The organism is Paenibacillus sp. FSL H7-0690 (genome assembly GCF_037980415.1).
Taxonomy (GTDB): domain Bacteria; phylum Bacillota; class Bacilli; order Paenibacillales; family Paenibacillaceae; genus Paenibacillus_AQ; species Paenibacillus_AQ odorifer.
On the sequence record NZ_CP150281.1, the window covers coordinates 2,138,954 to 2,162,333 of the forward strand.

At 47.2% G+C, this 23,380-nt stretch carries 23 protein-coding genes; 12 read left to right on the top strand and 11 right to left on the bottom strand.

What is annotated here, in order from left to right:
• Positions 1-7: 7 nt before the first annotated feature.
• Genes MHI32_RS09235 through MHI32_RS09250 form a run of 4 tightly spaced genes read right to left on the bottom strand, consistent with a single transcriptional unit; the run spans position 8 to position 5,035 of the window.
• A complete protein-coding gene (locus MHI32_RS09235; RefSeq protein WP_076124884.1) occupies positions 8-1,120 on the bottom strand; it encodes a YheC/YheD family protein in 1,113 nt (370 codons plus the stop codon).
• Positions 1,117-2,490 (bottom strand): YheC/YheD family protein, encoded by a 1,374-nt coding sequence (locus MHI32_RS09240; protein ID WP_036683976.1) that lies wholly within the window; start codon positions 2,488-2,490, stop codon positions 1,117-1,119. Before MHI32_RS09240 ends, MHI32_RS09235 begins: the two co-directional genes overlap by 4 nt.
• Complete coding sequence (locus MHI32_RS09245) at positions 2,491-3,657, bottom strand: YheC/YheD family protein (RefSeq protein WP_076301307.1); 1,167 nt, start codon at positions 3,655-3,657, stop codon at positions 2,491-2,493.
• A gap of 10 nt (positions 3,658-3,667) precedes the next feature.
• Positions 3,668-5,035 carry a YheC/YheD family protein gene (locus tag MHI32_RS09250; RefSeq protein ID WP_076124889.1) on the bottom strand — a complete coding sequence of 456 codons (1,368 nt, stop codon included), beginning with the start codon at positions 5,033-5,035 and terminating at the stop codon, positions 3,668-3,670.
• A 372-nt stretch (positions 5,036-5,407) separates the two neighbouring features.
• Here MHI32_RS09250 and MHI32_RS09255 point away from each other — a divergent pair, with 372 nt between their 5' ends.
• On the top strand, positions 5,408-5,746 hold the full coding sequence (locus tag MHI32_RS09255) for a YlbF family regulator (protein ID WP_036683973.1): 339 nt from the start codon (positions 5,408-5,410) through the stop codon (positions 5,744-5,746).
• A 161-nt stretch (positions 5,747-5,907) separates the two neighbouring features.
• Here MHI32_RS09255 and MHI32_RS09260 read toward each other — a convergent pair whose 3' ends face one another.
• On the bottom strand, positions 5,908-6,483 hold the full coding sequence (locus tag MHI32_RS09260) for a hypothetical protein (protein WP_076124891.1): 576 nt from the start codon (positions 6,481-6,483) through the stop codon (positions 5,908-5,910).
• A gap of 195 nt (positions 6,484-6,678) precedes the next feature.
• On the opposite strand from MHI32_RS09260, the gene MHI32_RS09265 reads away from it, so the two are divergent.
• Positions 6,679-6,960 carry a hypothetical protein gene (locus MHI32_RS09265; protein WP_076281023.1) on the top strand — a complete coding sequence of 94 codons (282 nt, stop codon included), beginning with the start codon at positions 6,679-6,681 and terminating at the stop codon, positions 6,958-6,960.
• 629 nt (positions 6,961-7,589) lie between these two features.
• Here MHI32_RS09265 and MHI32_RS09270 read toward each other — a convergent pair.
• Both MHI32_RS09270 and MHI32_RS09275 read right to left on the bottom strand, forming a co-directional pair.
• On the bottom strand, positions 7,590-7,748 hold the full coding sequence (locus tag MHI32_RS09270; RefSeq protein ID WP_175623544.1) for a hypothetical protein: 159 nt from the start codon (positions 7,746-7,748) through the stop codon (positions 7,590-7,592).
• 146 nt (positions 7,749-7,894) lie between these two features.
• Positions 7,895-8,725, bottom strand: a complete 831-nt coding sequence (locus MHI32_RS09275) for a hypothetical protein (RefSeq protein WP_340012200.1) — start codon at positions 8,723-8,725, stop codon at positions 7,895-7,897.
• A 300-nt stretch (positions 8,726-9,025) separates the two neighbouring features.
• Here MHI32_RS09275 and MHI32_RS09280 point away from each other — a divergent pair, with 300 nt between their 5' ends.
• Positions 9,026-10,360: a DRTGG domain-containing protein gene (locus MHI32_RS09280; RefSeq protein WP_076124897.1), complete on the top strand. Its 1,335-nt coding sequence runs from the start codon at positions 9,026-9,028 to the stop codon at positions 10,358-10,360.
• Positions 10,361-10,494: 134 nt separating this feature from the next.
• Here MHI32_RS09280 and MHI32_RS09285 read toward each other — a convergent pair whose 3' ends face one another.
• From MHI32_RS09285 to MHI32_RS09295, 3 genes are all read right to left on the bottom strand, one after another.
• Entirely contained in the window at positions 10,495-10,809 is a 315-nt protein-coding gene (locus MHI32_RS09285; RefSeq protein ID WP_076124899.1) for a YtpI family protein, read from the bottom strand.
• A gap of 83 nt (positions 10,810-10,892) precedes the next feature.
• The gene (locus MHI32_RS09290; protein WP_038569663.1) at positions 10,893-11,393 is read right to left on the bottom strand and encodes a DUF4044 domain-containing protein; all 501 of its coding nucleotides are present in this window, start codon (positions 11,391-11,393) and stop codon (positions 10,893-10,895) included.
• 5 nt (positions 11,394-11,398) lie between these two features.
• Positions 11,399-11,722, bottom strand: coding sequence for a YtrH family sporulation protein (locus MHI32_RS09295; RefSeq protein ID WP_036678886.1), 324 nt, complete (start codon positions 11,720-11,722; stop codon positions 11,399-11,401).
• A gap of 141 nt (positions 11,723-11,863) precedes the next feature.
• Here MHI32_RS09295 and MHI32_RS09300 point away from each other — a divergent pair, with 141 nt between their 5' ends.
• From MHI32_RS09300 to pyk, 6 genes are all read left to right on the top strand, one after another.
• A complete protein-coding gene (locus MHI32_RS09300) occupies positions 11,864-15,505 on the top strand; it encodes a DNA polymerase III subunit alpha (RefSeq protein ID WP_340012202.1) in 3,642 nt (1,213 codons plus the stop codon).
• Between the two features lie 74 nt (positions 15,506-15,579).
• The gene (locus tag MHI32_RS09305) at positions 15,580-16,080 is read left to right on the top strand and encodes a phosphatidylglycerophosphatase A (RefSeq protein WP_036678892.1); all 501 of its coding nucleotides are present in this window, start codon (positions 15,580-15,582) and stop codon (positions 16,078-16,080) included.
• Between the two features lie 146 nt (positions 16,081-16,226).
• On the top strand, positions 16,227-16,415 hold the full coding sequence (locus MHI32_RS09310) for a hypothetical protein (protein ID WP_036678895.1): 189 nt from the start codon (positions 16,227-16,229) through the stop codon (positions 16,413-16,415).
• A 72-nt stretch (positions 16,416-16,487) separates the two neighbouring features.
• On the top strand, positions 16,488-17,381 hold the full coding sequence (accD, locus tag MHI32_RS09315) for an acetyl-CoA carboxylase, carboxyltransferase subunit beta (RefSeq protein WP_076124903.1): 894 nt from the start codon (positions 16,488-16,490) through the stop codon (positions 17,379-17,381).
• A 1-nt stretch (position 17,382) separates the two neighbouring features.
• The gene (locus MHI32_RS09320) at positions 17,383-18,384 is read left to right on the top strand and encodes an acetyl-CoA carboxylase carboxyltransferase subunit alpha (RefSeq protein WP_036678900.1); all 1,002 of its coding nucleotides are present in this window, start codon (positions 17,383-17,385) and stop codon (positions 18,382-18,384) included.
• Between the two features lie 330 nt (positions 18,385-18,714).
• Complete coding sequence (gene pyk / locus MHI32_RS09325) at positions 18,715-20,133, top strand: pyruvate kinase (protein ID WP_038569666.1); 1,419 nt, start codon at positions 18,715-18,717, stop codon at positions 20,131-20,133.
• Between the two features lie 186 nt (positions 20,134-20,319).
• Here the strand turns inward: pyk and MHI32_RS09330 are convergent, their stop codons facing one another.
• On the bottom strand, positions 20,320-21,021 hold the full coding sequence (locus MHI32_RS09330; RefSeq protein WP_076124905.1) for a G1 family glutamic endopeptidase: 702 nt from the start codon (positions 21,019-21,021) through the stop codon (positions 20,320-20,322).
• 127 nt (positions 21,022-21,148) lie between these two features.
• Here MHI32_RS09330 and MHI32_RS09335 point away from each other — a divergent pair, with 127 nt between their 5' ends.
• From MHI32_RS09335 to MHI32_RS09345, 3 genes are read left to right on the top strand one after another with little or no spacing between them, the layout of a single operon-like run.
• Complete coding sequence (locus MHI32_RS09335) at positions 21,149-22,333, top strand: MFS transporter (RefSeq protein WP_036678905.1); 1,185 nt, start codon at positions 21,149-21,151, stop codon at positions 22,331-22,333.
• 38 nt (positions 22,334-22,371) lie between these two features.
• Positions 22,372-22,899: a thioesterase family protein gene (locus MHI32_RS09340; protein ID WP_038569667.1), complete on the top strand. Its 528-nt coding sequence runs from the start codon at positions 22,372-22,374 to the stop codon at positions 22,897-22,899.
• Entirely contained in the window at positions 22,896-23,294 is a 399-nt protein-coding gene (locus tag MHI32_RS09345) for an FxsA family protein (protein WP_076124906.1), read from the top strand. Before MHI32_RS09340 ends, MHI32_RS09345 begins: the two co-directional genes overlap by 4 nt.
• The last annotated feature ends 86 nt before the right edge of the window (positions 23,295-23,380 follow it).

Consider the following 23,380-nt stretch of genomic DNA (forward strand, 5'->3'; position numbering starts at 1 on the left):
ATGATTTCTATTTAAACTGGCGCGCTAGATGCTGGCCGTAGTGAAAGATTCGCTCTAGGGACAGCTTGCGGATCGCGGGTTCATCAAATTTCATCGGCCGGGAGTTGGCCTCAAAGAACCAGAGTCCCCCATTCTCATCTACACCCAGATCCATCGACATCTCTCCGAGCATAGAATCAGAAGCTCTTTCAATTTGTCTAGCGATAAGAAGGGCGGTTGTAGGCACGCTCTTCAGGATCATGGCTGCTCTTTCGGTGCCAAATGTACTTTCCAGCATGCTGGCAGGCTCTTCAATACTACCGCCGCGTGGTACATGTGTCGTTATACTTCGGGCACCGGCGAGGCGTGCACCTATTCCGGTGACTCCCCAGCCGCCTCTGCTGTTTTTTTGCAGCAGCACCCGCAGATCAAACGGTCTTCCCCGATGAGTCGCCAGTTCAATAGCCTGCTGCACAATATAACGAGAGATTCCTTTTTCTTTTCCGATTCTTGCCCAGAGCCGGTCCATGGAAGCTGCTTTGTACGTCACATTTTTTTTGCCGCTTTGAATTTGGAGCCGGTAAGGCAAAGCGGTATCTGCACGATATTTTAGGCGCATAATTCCTTTTCCTGCTTTGCCATTCTCTGGTTTAAGGTAGAGGCTGGTATGCTGGTTCAGCATGGCAGTAAGGGTGTTTGCACTGCGTAATCGTCTCGTTTTTGGAACATGCTTTGAGGTGGAGTGCGAACCCCTCAACCATTCGAAGAGACTCCATTTATTGAAAAAATATGGATTATATAGCTTAATGCCTGGATGTTCCAGGCATTGAGCTATTTTACGTACCACAGCAGGTTTTTCCTCATCCTCACGGGTGGGAATTCGGTTATAAATGATTTGTGGAAGAGGTACAGGAATGCTGTACCAGATTTTACCGCTGGACGATGGGACATATCCGTTCACCATCCGTTCCTCAAGCTTGAGGTCACGGACAGTGATGACGTAGACAAGAAATCCCATTTCTTTGCCTGTGCGAATAATGTCCCGGAAGTTGCTGCGGTTGCCATTAAATTGCCGTACTTTATCGCTGGTTGTCAGTATGGCAATAACAGGTTTTGTATCTTCCGGATTATGGGTGCTCACATCTCATCCCTCCTGCGGAATTTGCTGAGGTATAGACAATGCTCCAGAATGTGCTCGATGGAAGCTTTGCCCTCAGCGCGCAGGGAAGGGTGACGGAAGATGGAACGACCTGGTTTGGCGTTGGCCTCGAACATCCAGATGTCTTCATCCTGATCAATTCCGAGATCAAAGCCAATTTCACCGAGCAAATGACGATGCTGGACTTCTAGTGATTCTGCCAGCTTGATGGCTGTAGTCTTTGCACGCTGCAGTACTTCATCAGCTCTTGCGCCGAATACACGTCCGAGTGCTTGCTGAGGTGTAAGCAATGCTCCTCCATTTTTAAGGTGAGTGGTGACACTGCCACGGCCGGCTTTTTTAGCGCCTATGCCGACTACAATCCACTGATTACTGCCGTTTTTATGCATATGGAACCGGAAATCAATCGGGCAGCCATCTATTTCAATGAGACGTATTCCCTGCTGAACTATATAATTTTGCAGATTTTGACCGTGACGCGAACGAAGCATACGCATAAGGGCTTCAAAGGTGGTAAAGCGTAAAAGAACGTTTTTTCCACCGCGGCGGTAGCGGGCAAAATACCCCTTTTTCGGGAGATAGGTAAGCCGATAAATGCCGTGACCCAGACTTCCCGCAGAAGGTTTATAGTATACAAAATGATGGTGATCCAGCATTTCTCTCATTTTTTCCGTGGACGGATTGCTGTGGGTTTCAGGTACATAACGATTTGCCGCCCCATCATTTTCTAAAAGCTTATAGATATCGGATTTATTGAAAAAGCTCCAGTTAAAGTATGGAATTCTTTTCCGCATAAATCGTTCGCGAAGTTGGTTGATATAGGGTGAGGTCTCAGCTCTCCGACTGGGCAATCGATTATAGACAACATCAGGCAGAGGGACCATTTTTCGTTCAAACTTACCGCTTGAGGTCAAAAAATATCCATAGACCTGTTCCTGTTGCCAGTTGATGTCACGCGGCATAAAGGCAAATATATAACATTTGTTGCTGCCTTCCCGCAGCAATTGCTTGATGAACCCTGTGCGAGAACCGAAGGGCTGAGACGAAGAAGCAGGACCATCGGACAATATGCCAACTAAAGGTCCTAGCTGCACCTCGTCATTCTGTAGATTGCGTAAATAGACACCGCCCGATTTCGGAACCTTGATAGCGCTTTTTACGCCTGAGGCGAGATATAGGTGATTTCCGGCGCGCTTGATGGGCTTGATCATGGTCGGGGTGGCATCTTTACCGAGCCTTAAGCGTATATTTTTTTTCCCCGTTAACTTCAAGCTTTTCATCAGTGCACCTGATACATATACAACTCTTTGGGGCTGCTTAGTGAAATGCACATTGCAAAAAGTGAGACTCATTTATGAATCCTCCTTAGGAACCATTGTTATCATTCTCCCGTTTGTAACGGAGCTGTCCGTAGATAGGGATGGTATCCGTCGTTGTGTGAGCAGTAGATGGCGCGCATAAGACAGTGGATTCTCGGCGGCGAGCTTAGCAGCCCGGCGGTCGCCCGTCAGCCGGAATACCGTGCGCCCTGGCTTGGAATTTGCTTCTAGTAAATGAATCCGACCGCTCGAATCAATACCGAAATCAAGGCCGAGTTCTCCAAGCCTGCCGCATGCAGCCTCCAGTAGGGGAGGCAAGTATGCAGCTTCTGCAGCAAGCTCACGCATGATGTCTTTTCCACCCTGACCATATTCAGCAAGCAAAAAAGGCAGGGGTGAAACAGCTGTTCCGCCGCCATGCAGGTTCGAAGTCAGCGAACCTTGGTTACCCAGCCGTACGGCCATGCCGGTAAGAGTCCAGCGGCCAAGGCCATTCTTTTGCATCAATACACGCACATCGAACGGTTGCCCCTTACTATTCGTTAGGTGCAGGAAAGGCTGTATAATATAGCGGCGTGAGCCGATAAATTCATGAATCCAGTTCAGTCCTTCAGCCTGTGAGTCGAAAACATATTGAAAGGGTGTATTTGTACCGTCACGCCCTCGAACTCTCATACCTCTGTTTTGCAGTATGGCATGTAATGTACGTTTGCCATGGGTGCCGGCCTTGGGCTTTAGAAAGACTCCATATTCTCTTTCAGCAAGCATTGTACTTAACCTGCGGGTACCGGTATAGAGTACAGTTTCCGGCAGTATTGCCGCTGCTCTCCGGTCGCGCTTCAATATCTCATGTACACCCCATTTATCTGGCAAACCTCGAGACCAAGGCAGGGAACGATGAAGAGTAGAGAGAGCAGCGGAAGCTTCTTTTCTTTCTTTAGGACCTTCGTAAAAGCAGCGATTATAGACAATATCTGGCGGTGAAGAAGTAGTATTCTGCCAGCTTCCATCTTTCCAGGTATAGCCGGTAATGGAGGAACCGTCTGCCGCTACTCCGTCTGGATGAAATACGAGGACTTTTAGGCTGTATAGAGGAGCTGCCCGGCATAAATGACTGCAAAACTCTGGCTCGGCGATCGGTGGATTCCCGTTGCGGCGGCCTGTCATAATGCCGAGGAACCCCACTTCTGTTTCAGTCATCGTGTCCTCCTTATAAACCGGCCAAGTAGCGGCAATATAAAATCATTTGCTTGACGGACGGTCTTATTTTTTGATCGTTTAACGGTGTATTATCGTTCTTGGAGGGCTTGGAGTTAACCTCTAAGAGCCATATTCGTCCTGATTGATCCAGTGCCAGATCGATTCCGAGCTCTCCGAAATGAGCGGGGATAAAGGTTTCGACCCCTCTTGCAATGGCAAGTGCTGCTCTGGGCAGCTGAAGCTGAACGTTTTCTTTTGCGCCCGGAGGAAGACTGCTCTTGCTAACCGCTTCTTTTACAGTGCTGAGACTGCCACCTCTAGCTAAATTAGACACGAAGTGATTGCTTCCGGCGGTGCGGGCGACAATGGAGGTAACCCCCCATTTGCCGCTGCCATTCTTCTGAACAAGTGCCCGGAAATCTACAGGCCGCCTTCCTAGCTCCATCAAAGGCAATCCCTGCTGAATCTGGTATCGAGTAGTCTTCATTTTGGGAGCGATGGACTGGTACAATTTAGCGAGAGTGGTGTAGCTTTGCTTGCGTGTACCTATGGAGGTAGTAGACAACAGACGGTAACCTCCGCCTTCTTCTTTAGAGATACGAAGTATGCCTTTGCCGAGACTGCCTCGTACAGGTTTCAAAAATACACTTGGGTAATGGCTGCACATCTTCTTCATTACGGCAAAGCCGTTCAACGCATGCGACTCAGGTAAATACCGCTGCAGGGAAGGGTCTTGCGCTAAAGCTTCAAATACCTCTGTCTTGTCAAGAAATTTTTCGTTGAAGAAATGCGTTCCATATCGTGATTTTACATCCGCCAAAAAATGCTGTACGCTAGGTTTATTCTCCACCTTTCGCGTCGTTAACCGATTGTTGATTACATCGGCAATGGGCAGACTCATTTTTCTCCAACCCTCGTTGTATACCCAGCCCTGAATGGAAGAACTGCGTGTTTCCAGCGCTTCCGGGGTAAAGAAATATACATAGGCGCCTTGTGTGTGGCAGGCATTTGTCAATTCCCGGCAGAACATGGTAATGGGTCCAAACAACCTGTCGAGATTATCTGGATGGTCACGACTGACGAGCACGCCGATCAACGGTCCAAGCCGCAAGGTGCGGCTTACAGAGCTGTAAGAAACGTTGAGGGTTTGTCGGTGTTTCCATCCGGTCCGCTGCGCCAGTCCTTCGCTTACACGCAGGATGTCGGATTTGGGAGCCGAGATAATGGTAACCTCCTGCCGGAAAGAGCCGAATGCCAGCTGGAGTGTTCCGTGAGACGGGATTTTGAGTCTTTTCATGGATTTTTCGCCAAGCATTATAGCGTTTTCCTGCAGGATGCCCGAGTTGACCGTATGGACCGGGATCTTGAATTGGGACATCGTGGATCTCCTTCCGGTAGGCAGCATGATGCCGGCAATTTGGTAGCTAAGGGTTACATATCATTCATCATATGGAGACAGATGACCCTTGGTGATTGACCTAATCGCTAAAAACCTTGCCCAGTCATTTCATAAGCTCGGCCCAAGAAGCGAAACAAGTATGGAATGAGCGAATATTGGAAACTAAAGCAGCGTGAATTCAGGAAGCGGCTGCTAACAAAACTTAAGCGTATGTTTTCGGAGTGAGTTTTTAGAGCAGAGTAGATTCAGGAAGCGGCTGTTAACAAAACCTAAGCGTAAGCTTTCGAAGTGAGTTTTGTACGAAGACGATCTGAGGAGTGTACGCTAACAAAACTTTTAGGAGGAATCATAATGAGCATTCACGACAAAGCACATGAACTGGCGAAAGCCATTAAAGAGAGCAGCGAGGTATCGGATATCAGAAATGCCATGAAGGTCGTAGAAACAGATCCTGAAGCGAAAGCGATGCTGGACAATTTCCGCCAAGGTCAGATGGAGCTGCAACAACGGATGATGAGCGGAGAAATGCCTCCACAGGAAGAAATGGAAAAGATGGAGAAGCTGTTCGAGGTGCTTAACTTGAATCTTGGCATTCGTCGTCTGTTCGATGCGGAACGCCGTCTGAGCGTTGTAATCGAGGATGTAAATAAAATTATCACCGAGAGTTTGTCTCAACTGTACGGCGAATAAATTTCAACAATGAAAATCAAAAGAGGGTGTTCCCGAAGCCGGTGGCTCTGGAAACACCCTCTTTCTTGTGGCTGTGACTATAGGGCTAGCTTAAGTTCAAGCTCGACTTCGACCTCGACCTCGACCTCGACCTCGACCTCGACCTCGACCTCGACCTCGACCTAATCTTGTTTACCTTCGACTGCGCAGAGAAGAATACCAGCTGCCAAACCTAAGCGGCGATCAAGCTTGCCTTTTCGATCCTCCGAGAAGTCAGCCATAATTTTGGTGACAAATGGATTGAAATTTTGCTTGAATGCAGGGATCGTAGTATCATCCATCTCGATATTATATTTCTGCGGAATAATAGCGATGAAGCGGCGCAGTAGAGCCATCGCGGTGCTGTCTTCCTTGATTTTTCCGATTTCCTGATCATGACGGTCAAGAATAATCCATTCATCCTTCAAAATAGATTTGAGACCCTTACGTCGAAAAGCACCAATATGCTCACCGGACTCTGTATCGTGTACATCATAAGTAGCACTAAAATCGACCACGTTGCGGGCTTTTATGCGCAGAAGCTCCTTCTGCATGGACTCATCCGTATAAAGTGCAATGTCTTCTTTAAGCTTGAACGCTTTCATTTGCGAATAGAGCACAAGCTGCTCAGAGCTATCAAAAATATGAAGTTTCGCACCCATGATCGAAAATACTTTTTTGCGAATTATGTATTCGGTATGATTATAAGCTGCATTCAATTCAAAAACGCCTCCCTAAATGAAATCATCATCTCATATATAAGCATCTCTTGCTATATAAATGCTAACCTTTTATACAAAATTTTGAAAAGGTATATATTTTTTAATGGACTTGTCTCATATTACGGGCCTCATGTTCATAGAGTAGAGATATAGATTCAATCGAATATCCTGTCTACGAAGGAGCTGTTATTAATGAGAAAAAGAAACAAGTTCAAACACGGTGTCTATCTGTTGCTGGCGTTGGCCATGCTTTTGTATGCACTGCCGAAGCTTTCGCTTGCGAATGGACCGAGCTGGGTGTTTGGTTTTGGAGTCGTCTGGTCACTTTTTGCGTTTATGGTCATTGCGGCACATTTGCATTTTATTATCGGGGTTGATGAAGAAAAGTCCAAACGTTTGGAAGCTGTGCGAAAAGCAAAGCTGGAGCAATGGCAGACAAAGTGGAATGAAGAAACTAGAGTTTCGCAAAGATAATAGAGTTGACATCGGATACTAAAAAGCTAGATTAGCTTCAGGTCTCTCGAATAAGCGCGGCAATCGTGCAAAGAGAGGCAAAAATGCCTCGGAATGCTGCGGAAAGCGTGGCAATGGTGCGAAGAGAGGCAAAAATGCCTCAGAATGCTGCGGAAAGCGTAGAAGTGGCGCGAAGAGAGGCATAAGTGCCTCAGAATGCCGCCGAAAGCGTAGAAGTCGCGAAAAGAGAGGTAAAAATGCCTTAGAATGCCGCGCAAAAAACCAAAGTAGCCAAAAGAGAGGTATAATTACCGTAGAATGCCGCGCAAAACGCACAACTAGCCAAAAGAGAGGCAAAAATGCCTTAGAATGCTGCGGAAAGCGTAGGAGTGGCGCGAAGAGAGGCAAAAATGCCTCAGAATGCCGCGAAAAGCGCAGAAGTAGCGAAAAGAGAGGCATAAGTGCCTCAGAATGTTGCGGAAAGCGCGGCAATGGTGCGAAGAGAGGCAAAAATGCTTTAGAATGCTGCGGAAAGCACAGAAGTGGCGAAAAGAGAGACACAAATAACGTAGACTGCCGCGCCAAAAGACACACTCATACGAAAAAGCCCACTAGCCTAAGCCAGTGGGCTTTAATATGTTCCTGCATTGCTAGCAGGGGGCTAAATGTTGTTTTCCACCCGTAAAAGGATTGATCTCATTCGTGAGATCTCTTCCAGCCTTCTTTTCTTCTGCAGATATCCGTTTACCGAGAGCCGCGTAATACCACACTGCAGGAACGAGAACCGCGAGTATAACAAGAAATTGCATAAGCTCAGCTCCTTTCACGTCGATAGTATAAACTTTTTTCCTGATCGTAGAAAGGATGGATATGATCCTACCATCCTACCATCCTACCATCCTACCATCCTACCATCCTACCATCATCCCACCCACTTGTTGCAAAAACAATCCGACTACTTTTTACTGACCGAGCATTCTACTTCAAATACATAACTGGCGCTTCCCTGAGGCCATCTTGCATGGATGAAATATAGGTGTCTGCCTCTACCTGCTGCGAGTTGAAAACTATTTTTGTCCACGGAAAGGGCTTCGTCCGGTCGTTCCTCACGGGGAAATGAAGCCATAACCTCTATCTCTTTGGGTGCATATGAGAACTCGAGTTCTACCCGATCACCGCTGATGGCTTTAGGATGTACCTTTTGTTTGGAAACCAATTCATCGTAAGAAGCCATATCCACACATACGCCTTTGCCATTGTCGTTCCAGCAATAAGAGCCTTGAATAGCCTCGAACCGCTCACCGCCAACAGTAACTTGAACACTTGGGGGCTGTGGGTTAGTAGTGTCTTCTGATGAAATCTTATCTTTAAAAGTTGATTGAAACAAGTCCAATAGATCTTTTTTGCTGGTATCTGACAGACGATAGTGGCCCATTTGTCCGGATTTAATGAGTAACCCACTGTTACTTCCGCCGATCCAAAAAGAGAACTCATAACTTATGCCATCCTTCATGTTCACAGTGGTGCTGTAATCGCTGGAAGCAATATCTAGTTGTCCTCTATCATATTCAGCAGTAGTTATGGCTTGAACGAAACGTTCAAACGAGGATGGATCCGAAATAGTGGCCATGGGCTGTTTTTTTTCAATTAAGTTAATAGAAACTATATTATTTGCATCCAACTCAATCTGGCCTGCTTGTTTTACTTCGTTTCCCGTATTTCCACAGCCGACCAGTCCTATAAAAAGCAAAGTAATAGTAAGTAGTAATAAAGCGGTCTTGTTCATCTCTTCAATGCTCCTTTACACATTCTTTAATTCTCAGACTATAAAAAAGAGGAAAAGGTTGCTAAATAAAGGCAGCGAATGTTTAAGGTCAGCTTAAAACGCATCAGAGATATTCAGTTTCAAAAAATTCGATTTTAAGGTGGTTTTCAAACTTACTATGTGGCAATACCTACCTTAATCGTAGATTGTGTAAGGAGAGTGAAATTCGAATTCGAAGCTTATGAATCGGTTGTACTGAGCCATTCTATCCGTGTATAATAGGTACAGTATAGTACAGATCGGAGCATGGGGGTGTAACAGTTGGAAGGTCAAGGCGATGCGATTACTAAACACGAGCAACTGCTGCAGCATATTGAAGGTCTTAAGGTAGGCACCAAAATATCTGTTCGCAAGCTCGCCAAAGAAATGTTAGTCAGCGAAGGGACTGCTTACCGTGCAGTGAAGGAAGCTGAGAATCTCGGGATAGTCATCACGAAGGAACGGATTGGTACAGTTCGTGTAGAAAAGAAACCTCGGAACATTTCAGAGCAGCTGACGTTTGGCGATGTAGTTGATATTGTTGAAGGGCATGTGCTCGGCGGAGCAAGTGGACTAAATAAACATCTGCATAAATACGTGATCGGGGCGATGAAGGTCGATGCGATGATCCGTTATATAGACGCTGACAGTCTGTTGATTGTAGGTAACCGCGATGATGTTCACTCTCTAGCGCTGGAGCAGGGTGCGGGGGTTCTGGTGACAGGGGGCTTTGGGACGAGCCGTGAAGTGAAGGCATTGGCAGACGAGCTTGATCTTCCCATTATTTCTTCGAGACATGACACGTTTACCGTCGCTTCAATGATTAACCGTGCCATTTTTGATAGATTGATAAAGAAAAAAATTATGCTGGTAGAGGATATTATCGACAGCAAACCGCGCCTGAATACGTTAAAAATCTCTAGTACCGTCGGCGAGCTACGACAGGTTTCTGAGGAAACTGGAGAGCAGCGCTTTCCCGTTACGGATGAATGGAACCGAGTCATCGGCATTATCGGTCGCCGCGATGTAGAGGAATTGACGGAAGGCCAGATCATTGAAAAAGCGATGATCCGCAGTCCGGTTACGGCTGCACTGCAAACCTCACTAGCCTCCGCGGCCCAGATCATGATGTGGGAAGGCGTGGATTTTCTGCCCATAGTGGACCGTAACCGTAAACTGGTAGGCTCCCTAACCCGTAAAGAAGTGCTGCAAAGCTTACGCGATGTCCGGAATCAACCTCAGCTGGGAGAGACTTTTGATCATCTCATTTGGAATGGTTTTGCGGATGAGCGGGACGAAGAGGGACGATTGTTCTTCCATGGCTTTATTACGCCGCAGATGGCCACGGATCTTGGGACGATTTCTGAAGGGATATTGTCTACGCTTATGACGCTCTCGGCTTTTAAAGCAGCTAAGGACATCACAGGAAATGATTATGTACTAGATAATATGTCCACTTATTTTATCCGACCGGTACAGATCGAACATGCGATCATTGTAATGCCGAGACTGCTCGAAATCAGCCGCCGTACCTGTAAGCTTGAAATTGAGATCAGCCACTCGGATACTCTGGTAGCCAAAGCTGTTCTGATGCTGCAATCCATTGATCATGGCTAAAAAATGGTTTGCTAGCTGGATAGCATACGGTAAATAGGATCGTATACATGCTAAATAGACTGCCCTCATCATTGAAAGAGAGGGGAGTCTATTTTATTCTTTCTATTCCGTCAGAACAGCAGCTAAGCTTTCGACTAGTGTTGTTCCTGGCTGCGGCTGCGACTACGGCTGTAAAAACTATAGCTGCGTAGCCCCGAGAAGATGTTGAACGCACCAATCAGCAGAAAGGCAGCTTCAACAATGATATTAACGGTAGAGCCGCGAAACAAAAACATGGATATCAAGGACAGCGTTACGAGCATAGCACCGAGCATCACATTCATGACGGAGCGTTTCAGCCCTTTATCTTGGGGATTTAAGGCACGGCGGGAGGATATGCTGAACACAGCGGCACCGATTACAAAGATCACCAGCAGGATAAACAATAAATACTTGATAAATAAAACCATGGACAGCCAGCTCCTTTATCGTGTCTTGCAGTAGCCAAGAAGTAATTTCCACGTCTGTCCATTATTGTATCACACGATGGCTGTCAGCTGCGCTTAAAAGGACTGATTTCTACCCAGATTTGCAGGACGCCTTCCATGACGAGCATGGTTCGGATTTTGACAGAGTATTCCTTGTCACGCACAATGTATAGCTTACCATCCAACAGCAGTCTAACCAGTTTGCTGTCTGTATCAATATCGAACATGCTGCGGCCGCGCATCGGTTCCAGATCTGAACCCATTTGGCTTATGATTAATTTTACAGTTACGGGGTCAAGTGGGGTATCTTCTTTGGATTTGCTTTCCTCCGATCGAATTTTGATTTCTCTGATCACGGTTGAGGTATTATTGTATTTTTTGAGTGTCTGAATATCTTTTTGATATTGCTCGATCTGTACACGCAGATCTTGATTATGCAGCCATAATACGTTATATCCTACATGGTAAATAGCATTGTATATGACAGCTCCTACGACGATCCCTAGCATGAATATAGCGGAGATCTGGGTGAATCTGCGAAAACGACTGAATGGTGGAACTCTCACTGGCGTTACCCCCTGCCGCACACCCATTTTACTAGCTCACTGCCCATATGGGCTCCTAGAAAAGCGAAGGCAAGATACATGATTTGTTTGATGGCGGGGGAGAGGTTGCCTCCAATCATGTTGCTTTCAATGACCCGTAAGGGGTCCATAGTACCTCCTACAGCGGCTGCTAGTGCCCATATTTTAATCCGATCTGCCACATCCAGCATCGTTTGCGTCGGCGGTTGCAGGGATACAACGGCGCCGATTCCGCCGAGCATAGCTCCGCCAAGCACGATGCCGAAGGCGATAAAGAAGTCGAGGATAGCTTTGCTCATAAAAATGCTCATACAGGCCCCTTCCCGGACGAGGCATTTACAAGCTTTGCCTGTCCTTATGCTCTTAATCCATTCTATGGGCGGGTCCCCCTTTAATATGATAAAATAGTTTCATCTTATGTTTGATTTTTGCAGTAGAGAGGAAGTGGGGTTATGAGCCCTTTCGTGCATTTGCATGTGCACAGCGAATACAGTTTACTGGACGGGGCGGCGCGCATTACCGATCTCGTGCGCCGGGCCAGCGAATACGGCATGAAGTCGCTGGCGCTTACGGATCATGGAGTGATGTACGGGGCCATCCCCTTTTATAAAGCGTGTAAAGAGAATGGAATCAAGCCGATTATTGGCTGTGAAGCTTATTTAACCGCGGGTTCACGCCGTGAGCGGGGCAGTCGAAAAGATCAACCGATCTACCACTTGATTCTGCTCGTCAAGAATGAAACCGGCTACAAGAACCTGATGAAGCTGATCTCTATCGGCCATCTGGAAGGCCATCATTATAAACCCCGGATCGATATGGAAGTGCTGGCAGCTCATTCAGAGGGGATTATTTGTCTTAGTGCTTGTCTTGGCGGAGAAGTGCCGCAGCATCTGCTGCATGGACGTGATGAGGAGGCGCGCAAGGCTGCGCTGCGATATAAGGCGATTTTTGGCGAAGATTTCTATCTGGAGCTGCAAGACCACGGGATCTCCGAGCAAAAGAGAGTCAATCCCAAGCTGATCGCCCTTGCCGAGGACTGTGAAATTCCACTTGTGGTGACGAATGATGTCCATTATTTAGCGAAGGAAGATGCTGAGGTTCAGGATGTGCTGATCTGCATCGGAACAGGCAAAACGGTGGATGATGAGGAACGTCTCAAGATCGGAACAGATCAGCTGTTTCTAAAAAGCAACGAGCAAATGGCGGCCTTGTTTCCGCATGTGCCGCAGGCTATCGCCAATACCTTATTGATCGCAGAAAAATGTAATTTGGAGCTGACCTTCGGCAATCATATTCTGCCTGCCTATTCTCCGCTCCCTGAAGGCATGGATTCCGCTGCTTATTTGCGTGAGCTGTGCTGGAAGGGGATGGAGGAACGATATATAGATACACCGCAATGGACTACACCTGAGCAAAGAGAGACGGCTGAGAAGCGTCTGACCTATGAACTGGGCGTTATCGAGAGTATGGGCTTCAGCGATTATTTTCTAATTGTGTGGGATTTTATTGCTTATTGTCATCGTCAGGGAATTGCTACGGGACCCGGACGGGGATCCTCCGCGGGTAGTCTCACCGCATACTCTTTGCGAATAACTGACGTGGACCCATTGAAATATAACTTGCTCTTTGAACGTTTTCTAAATCCAGAACGGATCACCATGCCGGATATTGATATCGATTTTAGTGATGAACGGCGTGATGAGGTTATTGGTTATGTAGTGGAGAAATACGGCAAAGAACATGTGGCGCAAATTATTACTTTCGGAACTATGGCTGCACGGGCTGCCGTTCGTGATGTAGGCAGGGTGCTGAACTTGCCTTATAACGAGGTAGACAAAGCTGCCAAGCTTATACCTGGTCAACTAGGGATCAGCCTTGCCAGAGCGCTGGAGAGTACACCAGATCTTAAAGCACTGTATGATAGCAATCCAAAGATAAAAGGGCTGCTGGATATGGCTATGAAGGTGGAGGGCATGCCCCGCCATGCTTCGACACATGCAGCGGGGGTTGTTATCTCGAAGGGTCCGTTGACCGATGCAGTCCCACTTCAGGAAGGTAACGAAAGTACGGCGTTAACCCAATACTCTATGGAGCATTTGGAGAGCGTCGGGCTGTTGAAAATGGATTTTCTGGGTTTGCGCACGTTGTCGATTATCGAACGCTGCATGAATTCGATTAAAGAAATGAGCGGAAGTGTTCCGGATTTCCGTGTCATCCCAGATCATGATCCAGCTACGTATGAAATGCTTGGGGCTGGTGAGACAACAGGGGTCTTCCAGCTGGAGTCGGCGGGCGTTAGACGAGTACTTAAAGATCTGAAACCTAACGGCTTTGAAGATATTGTATCGGTTCTAGCGCTGTATCGTCCGGGTCCGATGGAATTCATCCCGAAATATATAGCAGGCAAACACGGTGAGATTGAAGTAGAGTATCCACATTCTGATTTGAAGGCTATTTTAGCGGACACCTATGGGATCATTGTGTATCAGGAACAGATCATGCAGATTGCTTCTCTGATGGCGGGCTTCTCGTTAGGAGAAGCGGATCTGCTCCGTCGAGCGGTCTCAAAGAAAAAACGTGAGACGCTGGATAAGGAACGGAGCCATTTTGTTCAAGGCAGCTTGCAGCAGGGGTATAATGAAACGGATGCAAATGCTGTTTATGACATGATCGTGCGTTTTGCTGATTACGGCTTCCCGCGTGCTCATGCCGCGGCTTATGGAGTACTGGCTTTCCAGACAGCCTATCTCAAGGCACATTATCCGGTGCAGTTTATGGCGTCTATGTTGACCGCTGTAATGGGCACTCACCGCAAGGTAGCGGAGTATGTGCTGGACTGCCGCCGCACAGGCATCGGCGTGTTGCCGCCGGATGTGAACGAGAGCGGCGTATTGTTTACTCCGGTTCCTGGCGAAGGAACCGGAACCGGGCATATCCGCTTTGGACTCGCAGCCATTAAGAACGTCGGAACACTGGCAGTGGAGAACATTATGGCAGTCCGCAAGGAGCGGCCGTTCGACAGTCTGCTAGATTTCTGTCGACGTGTGGACCTACGGGTCTGTAATAAGCGGGTAGTGGAATCTTTGCTGCAGGCGGGAGCTTTTGACTGTCTGCCGGGTCACCGCGCCCAGCTGCTGGCTATGCTGGACGAGACGGTTGACGCTGCGCTGAAATGGCGCAAGGAGCGGGATGAGCTGCAAATCCAGCTGTTCGACGATTTGGTGGAGACACCGAACTGGGAAATCCGCTATCCGGATATCCCTAAGTTCACCATTGGCCAGCAGCTGGAGATGGAACGTGAGCTGCTGGGGTTATATCTTTCGGGCCATCCGCTTGATGATAGCGTGGAACTGCTTGAGGAGCCCGGCATGCAGCGGCTGATGGATCTTGGTGAAGCTGCGGATGAGAGCCAGACGGTTACGGCCGGAATGGTAGTATCCGTTAAGGAAATTACGACGAAGCAAGGAAAATCGATGGCCTTCGTCGAATGGGAAGATCAGATCGAGCGCTGCGAGGTCGTGCTCTTCCCTGAGGTGTGGAAGCGAAGCCGCAGCTTGATTGCCAAGGGCGCGCTGCTGGCCTTGCGCGCTAAGGTTCAGCAGGAAGACGAAGGCTTCAAGCTGCTGGCCGAGGAAGTGGCGCTGCTGTCTGCGGAGGCTCTCCGCGGGCTGTTGCAGCGCCGCAGTGCCGCCGCGTCCCGCTCGTACAGCGCGGGACGCTCGGCCTCGGCAGGAGCGCCGCCACGCGGCGCAGCTCCTGCTTCCCGGACCAGCGGTGCCGCCACTGGTCCGGCTGCCAGGCCAGCAGGCGGCACAACGCCGCCTGCAACACCTGCACAGGCCGCGCCAGCAACAGCGGCGACCTCAGGCCAGCGTGTCTTTATCAAGATCACGCCGGCCTCAGAGAATGCAGCTTTGCTGTCGCGCCTGAAAGAGCTGCTGCAGAATCATCCCGGTCCAGCTGCGACGCTTCTGTTCTATGAACAGGATCAGAAGCTCCTAGCTCTTAGCGATAATTATCGAATTAAGCCGTCCGAGGAACTTTTCGCGGCGATCGAGGTTATGCTGGGTGCAGGTACGGTAAGAATAAAATAAGAACAATTCTCCCCTTTTCCGCATACATTAGGAAACCACAGGGCACATCCCTGTACGGAAAGGGGAGTCGCAGCATGTCCTATCAAATGGCAGTAGATCTGTTGGAACGCAGAGGTGTATCACTTTCCTCCATTGCTGAAATCGTATATATTTTACAATCGGTTTATTATCCTGGTTTAACCAAGGATGAATGTCTGTCCAGCGTCAAGTCTGTTTTGGGCAAAAGAGAAGTGCAGTATACTTTAATGACAGGTGTTGCTCTTGATGAATTAGCCGAGAAAAAACTGCTTCCACAGCCGCTGCAGGCGGTAATGGAGGCTGATGAATCCCTCTACGGAGCGGACGAGACTCTGGCGCTTGGTATTACAGGGGTATATGGGATGATCGGACTGACAGGTTTTGGGTATTTGGACAAAATAAAGCTTGGAATCATTGGTGAACTGAACGATGATAAAGGTAGGATTCATGTATTCTTGGATGACCTTGTTGCCGGCATTGCTGCCGCCGCTTCCGCCAGAATTGCTCATCGGCATGAAGGGGCAAAAGTATATCCTTTAGGCACGGACAAGGAATAATTGAGCCCCTTTATTTCGTTTGAACAAGTTCCTCAGTCTTGCTTCCTATGCCCTACTCCTGTTGCGGGAAAAAAGAAAACTGTGTTATCATAATTCCATTATACGGGATACGGCTGGGAATTAAGATTGGGGAGGCCTTGCAGGGCATGTGGACGGTAATATATATCGCGCCGACCGCCAGAGTGGCGGATATGATTAAGAGTAAGCTGACAGAAGAAGGTTTTTTGGTAGAATGCCGTCCAATCAATATGTCCAAGCAGCAGTTTGAGATATTGGTTCCTTCAGGTGAGCTGGAGGAAGTACAGGAAGTCCTTAATCTTATTCTGCATCCCTGAGTTTCTTACAAGACAAAAGTCATGACAGCGGCAAGCTGCATAACGCAAATAAACGGCTGAAGAGGTGCGGGTGTGTTCAAAGATTTATTTCAGAAGAAACGGAAGTACGCGACTATTCCTTCAGAACGTCTGGAGCGGAGCGGCGGGCCTGCGGAAGGCGAACGCCCCAAACGTGAAATCCCTGAAGGATTAATGAGCAAATGTAATAAATGCGGAACGATCCAGTATAGTAAGGAATTAGAGAAGAACCTAAAGGTATGTCCTAATTGTGGTCACCACTTGCGCCTAAATGCTGTGGAGCGTATTGCAATGACATTAGACCCTGAGGGCTTTATTGAGTTTGACAGTGAAATGTATTCTATCGACCCGCTGAAATTTCCGGGTTACGCTTCCAAAGTGGAGCAACAGCAGCTGAAATCTGGACAAACTGAAGCCGTAATTACGGGTCAGGGCTCCATTGGTGGCCATCCAGTCATCGTAGCTGTGATGAATTTTGAATTTTTCTCAGGCAGTATGGGCTCTGTAGTAGGGGAGAAGATCACCCGTGCGATAGAAGAGGCCACAGAGCAACAGCTTCCACTCCTTATTTTCTCTACTTCTGGTGGAGCGAGAATGCAGGAGAGTATTCTTAGTCTAATGCAAATGGCGAAGACCAGCGCTGCGCTGGCTCGATTTAACGAGGTTGGAGGTCTTTACATCTCGATTATTACGGATCCTACTACCGGTGGAGTATCTGCGAGTTTTGCCAGCCTTGGTGATATAATTATTGCAGAGCCTGGAGCGGTATTTGGTTTCGCAGGACGTATAGTCATTGAGCAGACTATTCGCCAGAAGCTTCCGGATGATTTCCAGACCGCTGAATTTAATCTTCAGCATGGGTTGCTTGATATGGTCGTGCACCGCAAAGAAATGCGCGCTACATTGACTAAAATTTTGGAGCTGCATGACGTGAAAGGGGGATTTTAGGTTGGCAGGAGAGTTGCCTTTTGAAATGCCTCTGGTAGAAATGCGCAAGAAGATTGCTGAACTGAAGCAGTTTGGCGAAGAGAAGGGTATTGATTTTACGGACGAGGTAGCTAGGCTGGAAGAACGATACCGTGTGCTGGAGGAAGAGATATATTCTAATATTTCTCCTTCGCAAAAAATGCATTTGGCTAGACATCAAGGACGTCCGACTTCCCTTGATCTTATGGGGCAGATCTTCACAGATTTTATTGAGCTCCACGGTGATCGGATGTTTGGGGATGATCTTGCTATTGTAGGCGGCATCGGTAAACTAAATGGGTTGCCGGTTACAGTTATTGGCCAGCAGCGCGGTAAAGACACCAAAGAGAATATTTTACGATTCTTCGGCAGTGCACACCCTGAGGGCTTCCGTAAAGCGCTGCGTCTGATGCAGCAAGCGGACAAGTTCAAACGTCCCATTATTACCTTCGTGGATACGAAAGGTGCATACCCAGGCAACACAGCCGAGGAAAGAGGTCAATCCGAAGCGATTGCCCGTAATTTACGTGAGATGTCTCAGTTTGGTGTCCCTGTAATCTGTGTGGTCATCGGTGAAGGCGGAAGCGGTGGCGCCCTGGCATTGGCGGTTGGGAATAGAGTGCTCATGCTGGAACATGCCATTTATTCGGCGATATCTCCTAACGGAGCGGCCTCTATTCTGTGGAAGGATGCTTCGAAGGCTGATCAAGCGGCAGAAGCCATGAAGATAACAGCTGCTGATCTGCTTGAGATGGAAGTTATAGAAGAGATCGTACCAGAGCCTAAAGGCGGCGCTCATCGGGATTACGAAGCAACGGCAGCAGCGATTAAGGATGCATTATGGCGGCATCTGCAGGAGCTAACCCAGATGAACTCAGTGGAATTGAAGGATGATCGATACCGTAAATTCCGTAAAATTGGTGAGTTTGCAGAGGCTCAGCAGGAACAGATTTTTATTGAAGAAGAAGTGAAGTCAGAAGTGTAAAAGTGCAAAATCATTTGCACTTTAAGACATATAGCTATACTTAGTGGGTCTTTTGGATATAGTGTAAAATATACAATTTATTGGAATTAAAATAATCTCGATCCACTAACGGGATTATTTTAATTTTTTTTATGTTTACAGAAAATTCGACTTAAAGTTACACCCAAAAGTGCCTACAACATTGATTTTGTGTCTGGTTTGCAGTAATATTCATAAGGGCGTACTTAAAGGCACATGTGACAAAGTTCCTATTTTATTAGTTAGCCTTGTAGTAGATTTTGTAGTTGGAAAAAGTGAGACAGAGAGAACGAAAAAACGGAGGAAAACCTAATGCGGAAAAGTAAAATTGTATGTACGATCGGACCTGCGAGTGAATCGTTGGAGAATATCAAAAAATTGATTTTGGCTGGTATGAATGTGGCCCGTCTGAATTTCTCCCACGGCGATTTCGAAGAGCACGGTGCTCGGATCAATACGATCCGTCAAGCATCTAAGGAACTGAACAAAACAGTTGCTATCCTGCTCGATACTAAAGGACCGGAGATTCGCACAGGCAAGCTGGAAGTAGAACCGATTGAACTTGTTCAGGACGAGTACCTGACACTGACTACGGAAGAGATCCTTGGTAATCAAGATCGTATTTCCATCACGTACAGCGAACTTCCTAACGATGTTCAAGTAGGATCCACAATCCTTATTGATGACGGTCTGATTGGTTTGACAGTTGTCGACATTCAAGGTACAGAAATCAAGACCCGTATTGTAAACGGTGGTACGATTAAGAGCAAGAAAGGCGTTAACGTACCAGGAGTAAACATCTCCTTGCCGGGTATTACGGAAAAAGACACCAACGATATTCTTTTTGGTATCGAACAGGACATCGATTTTATCGCCGCTTCCTTCGTTCGCAAAGCTAGCGACGTTCAGGAAATTCGTGAGCTGCTTGAGAAAAACAACGCTTCTCACATCCAAATCATTTCCAAAATCGAAAACCAACAAGGTGTTGACAACCTTGATGAAATTTTAGAAGCTTCTGACGGCCTGATGGTTGCTCGTGGTGACCTTGGTGTTGAAATCCCAGCTGAAGATGTACCTTTGGCTCAAAAATTGATGATTCAAAAATGTAACGTTGCTGGTAAACCAGTAATCACAGCTACACAAATGTTGGATTCCATGCAACGCAACCCACGTCCTACTCGCGCTGAAGCAAGTGACGTAGCAAACGCTATTTTAGATGGTACAGATGCAATCATGCTTTCCGGAGAAACTGCTGCTGGTAAATATCCAGTAGAATCCGTACTTACAATGTCCCGCATTGCTGAGAAAGCGGAATCCGCTCTGAACCACCATGAAATCTTCATGAAACAACAAACTGCACAAGAAACTACAGTTACAGAAGCAATCAGCCAATCCGTTGCAATTTCTGCTTTGGATCTGAACGCTAAGGCTATCATTTCTTCGACTGTAACAGGTCATACTGCACGCGTTGTTTCTAAATACCGTCCTAAAGCACCAATCATTGCCGTTACAACACAAGAAAGAACTATGCGTCAATTGTCCCTCGTTTGGGGCGTAACGCCAGTGTTCGGACAAGTTGCATCTTCCACAGATGAGCTGCTGGAAACAGCAATCAAAGGTGGTAAGGATTCCGGTCTGGTTCAAACTGGTGACCTAGTTGTGATTACTGCAGGAATTCCACTTGGACGTTCTGGTTCCACTAACTTGGTAAAAGTAAGCACAATCGAGTAGTTCTCGATTGGCTTCACCTGTTTAACAGGTTCCATAAAGCTTAATTAAAGGGTTGTCTCAACTGTAGTGAAAATCTACAAGCGAGGCAGCCCTTTTTTTCGTGTTTATCAACATATTCGATTGAAGATTATGTTAAATCCATTTATGCTGTTAGTAACAAATCTTGAATGATAGGTTCGAGTATTTTTATTTGGGGTATGTTCGTTTGACAGTAAAAGAATCCCCACGATGGTTTGGACAAGAAGGAACGGCGATAGTAGCGTTATTTTGCACCATGATTCCTCCCATATTGAGAGTGAGCCTCGGACTTTTGCCATTAATTCGACAGCAATAGAAGCAAGTAGGGGAGACACGCGCCAGCTTTGCGATCGAGCCGTCTACCTCGGGAGCCTCCATAATCCATTCACCAGAGGTTTGTGGTCCGGTATATCGCTGTAATGTTCGAAAAATCCAATTTCGGCTCAAATTGCGGAGCGTAATCGTCCATTTGTTGCGGCCTACCTTCGTGATGTTCGCTTTTATATGGTCTCCAGGGCTCACTGGAAGGGGAATTACCGTTTCGACATCAGGAAGGATTTCCCACCAAGCGTAATACCGGGCACGGCCATTTACGAATTCATGGCCTGTACCCGTTTGGATCAGGCTGCTGTTCTTGAAACCGTCAATACCAATCCAAGCAGAGGAATAGGAAGGTTTAGAGGTTGGTTTTACATATGGAACGATCCATTCACCGGCAATGCGGTTAAAAGCCCCCTTTTTTCCAGTGATCGTATATCCGCTCCAGTTTGTTGAAGACCAGCCGAAGCCGGAGCTTTGAAATTTGTTCGAATTAGATTTGTCTTTTAGACATGGATGATTGACCCGATTAGAATTTTGCTTATCATTCAACTTGTCCACCGCCTTTATAGTACTGCTATATTAAATGCGGTGATTACATAGGAAGTACGGGTGTTCTGCTAAAATATAAGAGAGTGCAATGCTTGATTAAGAAGCTGGAGAGGATTTGTAGCTTAAAATGGAAAAATTATCGAAGCTGCGTGGCTTTTATCTGTTTTTAGGATTGGCCGGCGGTTCATTTGGCTCATATCTAACGCTGCTGCTTGTCCACAATGGACTTGATAGCGGGCAGATAGGTATACTAATGGCAACAGGCACGCTAATTGCGATCACGATTCAGCCAATATGGGGAATTGTCTCGGATCGGTATAATCAGACGCGTTTGGTACTAATCCTAAGTGTGGCGATACCGGCTTTATTAGCCGTCTTTTACCGTTCGGAATATTTTATAGTGTTACTGCTGGTGTATACCCTCTCTACAATCTTTTCCTCGACACAGGCGCCTATAGCCGATTCTTACGCGATTTCAGCGGCGAAGAGGGCTGGGGCTACTTATGGCAGTATAAGGCTTATGATGAGCATTGGAGCGGCTGTGGGAGCCTATTTAGGCGGATTGTATGTATCGTCCTTCTCTGTATCCACGATATGGTTGCCCTTTCTTATGTTTAATCTGATTGCGGTTCTTATTGCATTGACGCTGCCGAAGCAGGCAGAAGAGAATCATATGATGCGGCAATCGTTTTCTCAGGGGGTTAAAAAGCTGCTGGGGAATCGGGTGTTCCTAGCGTTTTTGGGTGGCAGTTTTCTTGTGAACCAGACGATGACTGCTTTTGGAACCTACTTCGTCATTGCGTTTCAGTCGGTTGGAGGTTCAACTCGTTATGCAGGAATTGCGCTTTTCCTCGCATCTGTAACGAACGTGCCCTCCATGCTGTTTGCTTCCAAGGTAATCAAAAAGCTGGGGCGCGAGCGGACGCTGCTCCTTGGCGCACTTATTTATGTCTTGCGGTGGGGTATTCAGGTGGCTTTCCCTTATCCATCCGTAATGATTGGAGTGCAGGTACTGCATGGTCTGTCATTCGGGTTCTTTTATATTGCTGCCGTTGAATATGTATCTCAGATCACCTCTAATGAGATGCAGGCGACTGGGCAAAGTGTTTTTAATATGGTGTTCTCGGGTTTTGCCGGTGTTGTAGGCAATTTATTAAATGGATTCTTGCTCAATCAAGGCGGCGTAGAAGTGATGAACCTGTCTTGTATGTTGAGTTCAATTGCAGGAGCGATGCTGTTATTTTATGTCGCCAGAAGCTCCCGAAGCAAACTATCGACGACAAAGCTATCTTCAGACGGGGCCCGGGCCTAAGCTCTCCCTGCTGCCTATGCCGAAAGGAGTATTTATAAATGGAATTACAGCAAGACGGCTTGCGAAGCCGGTGGTATGAGTCTACCCTGCGTGTTCGATACCAGGAAAGTGATCAGATGGGCGTAGTGTATCATGCGAATTATTTGAACTGGTTTGAGTCTGGCCGTACGGAGTTGTTACGTCAGCTTGGCTTTACTTATCGTGAGCTTGAGAATCAGGGAGTGCTGCTGCCTGTTACCTCAGCCGATTTGCAATTTAAAAGTCCGGCGCGATATGATGATCTTATCTCCGTGTATGCGCGAATGACTACCTTTTCGGCGTTAAGAGTCGCATTTGAGTATCAGGTGCGGAGGCTCTCGGAAGCAGAAGGTAGGAATTTAGAGGGTTCAGCGGCTACTTTGGGACAATTGCGGTCGATGGACCTCCCCGGGGAACTGCTGGTTACCGGCTCGACAAATCATGTTTGGGTGAATCGAGAATGGAAGCCTGCCAGGCTGGATAGAGCCCTTCCGGAGCTGTTTCACGCGATTAAAGGAGCGCTGCGGGAAGAAAGGGGTTCTGTATGATTAGAAGCAAATGGTTGTGGGCTGCATTATTTATCATTCCTGCCGTGGAATTATTCGGCTTTATCTTTGTAGCAGATCAACTTGGAGCATTCAAAACGCTGCTGCTTATGTTGACGACCTCGGTTATCGGACTATTGATGATGCGTTTCGAAGGGAATAAAGTGCTGCAAGACAGCAGAACACATATGCAGGAGGGACGCGTTCCTGGCCGGACGATGCTGGATGGCCTATGCATTTTTTTCGGTGGCTTACTGCTGATCTTACCTGGCTTCATAACGGATATTGTAGGTTTCTCCTTGGTGTTTCCGTTGACTCGGCCTTTGTATCGTATATTTTTGCTGAAGTGGATTGAGAAAAAGATGAAAAACGGCACCTTCACCTTTTACCGCCGCTAGTCATCATCAAAACAAAAACAGAGCGGGCCCCTGTCATTGATAGGAGCCCGCTCTGTTTTGCTATTCCAAGAATTGTAGGGTATTGT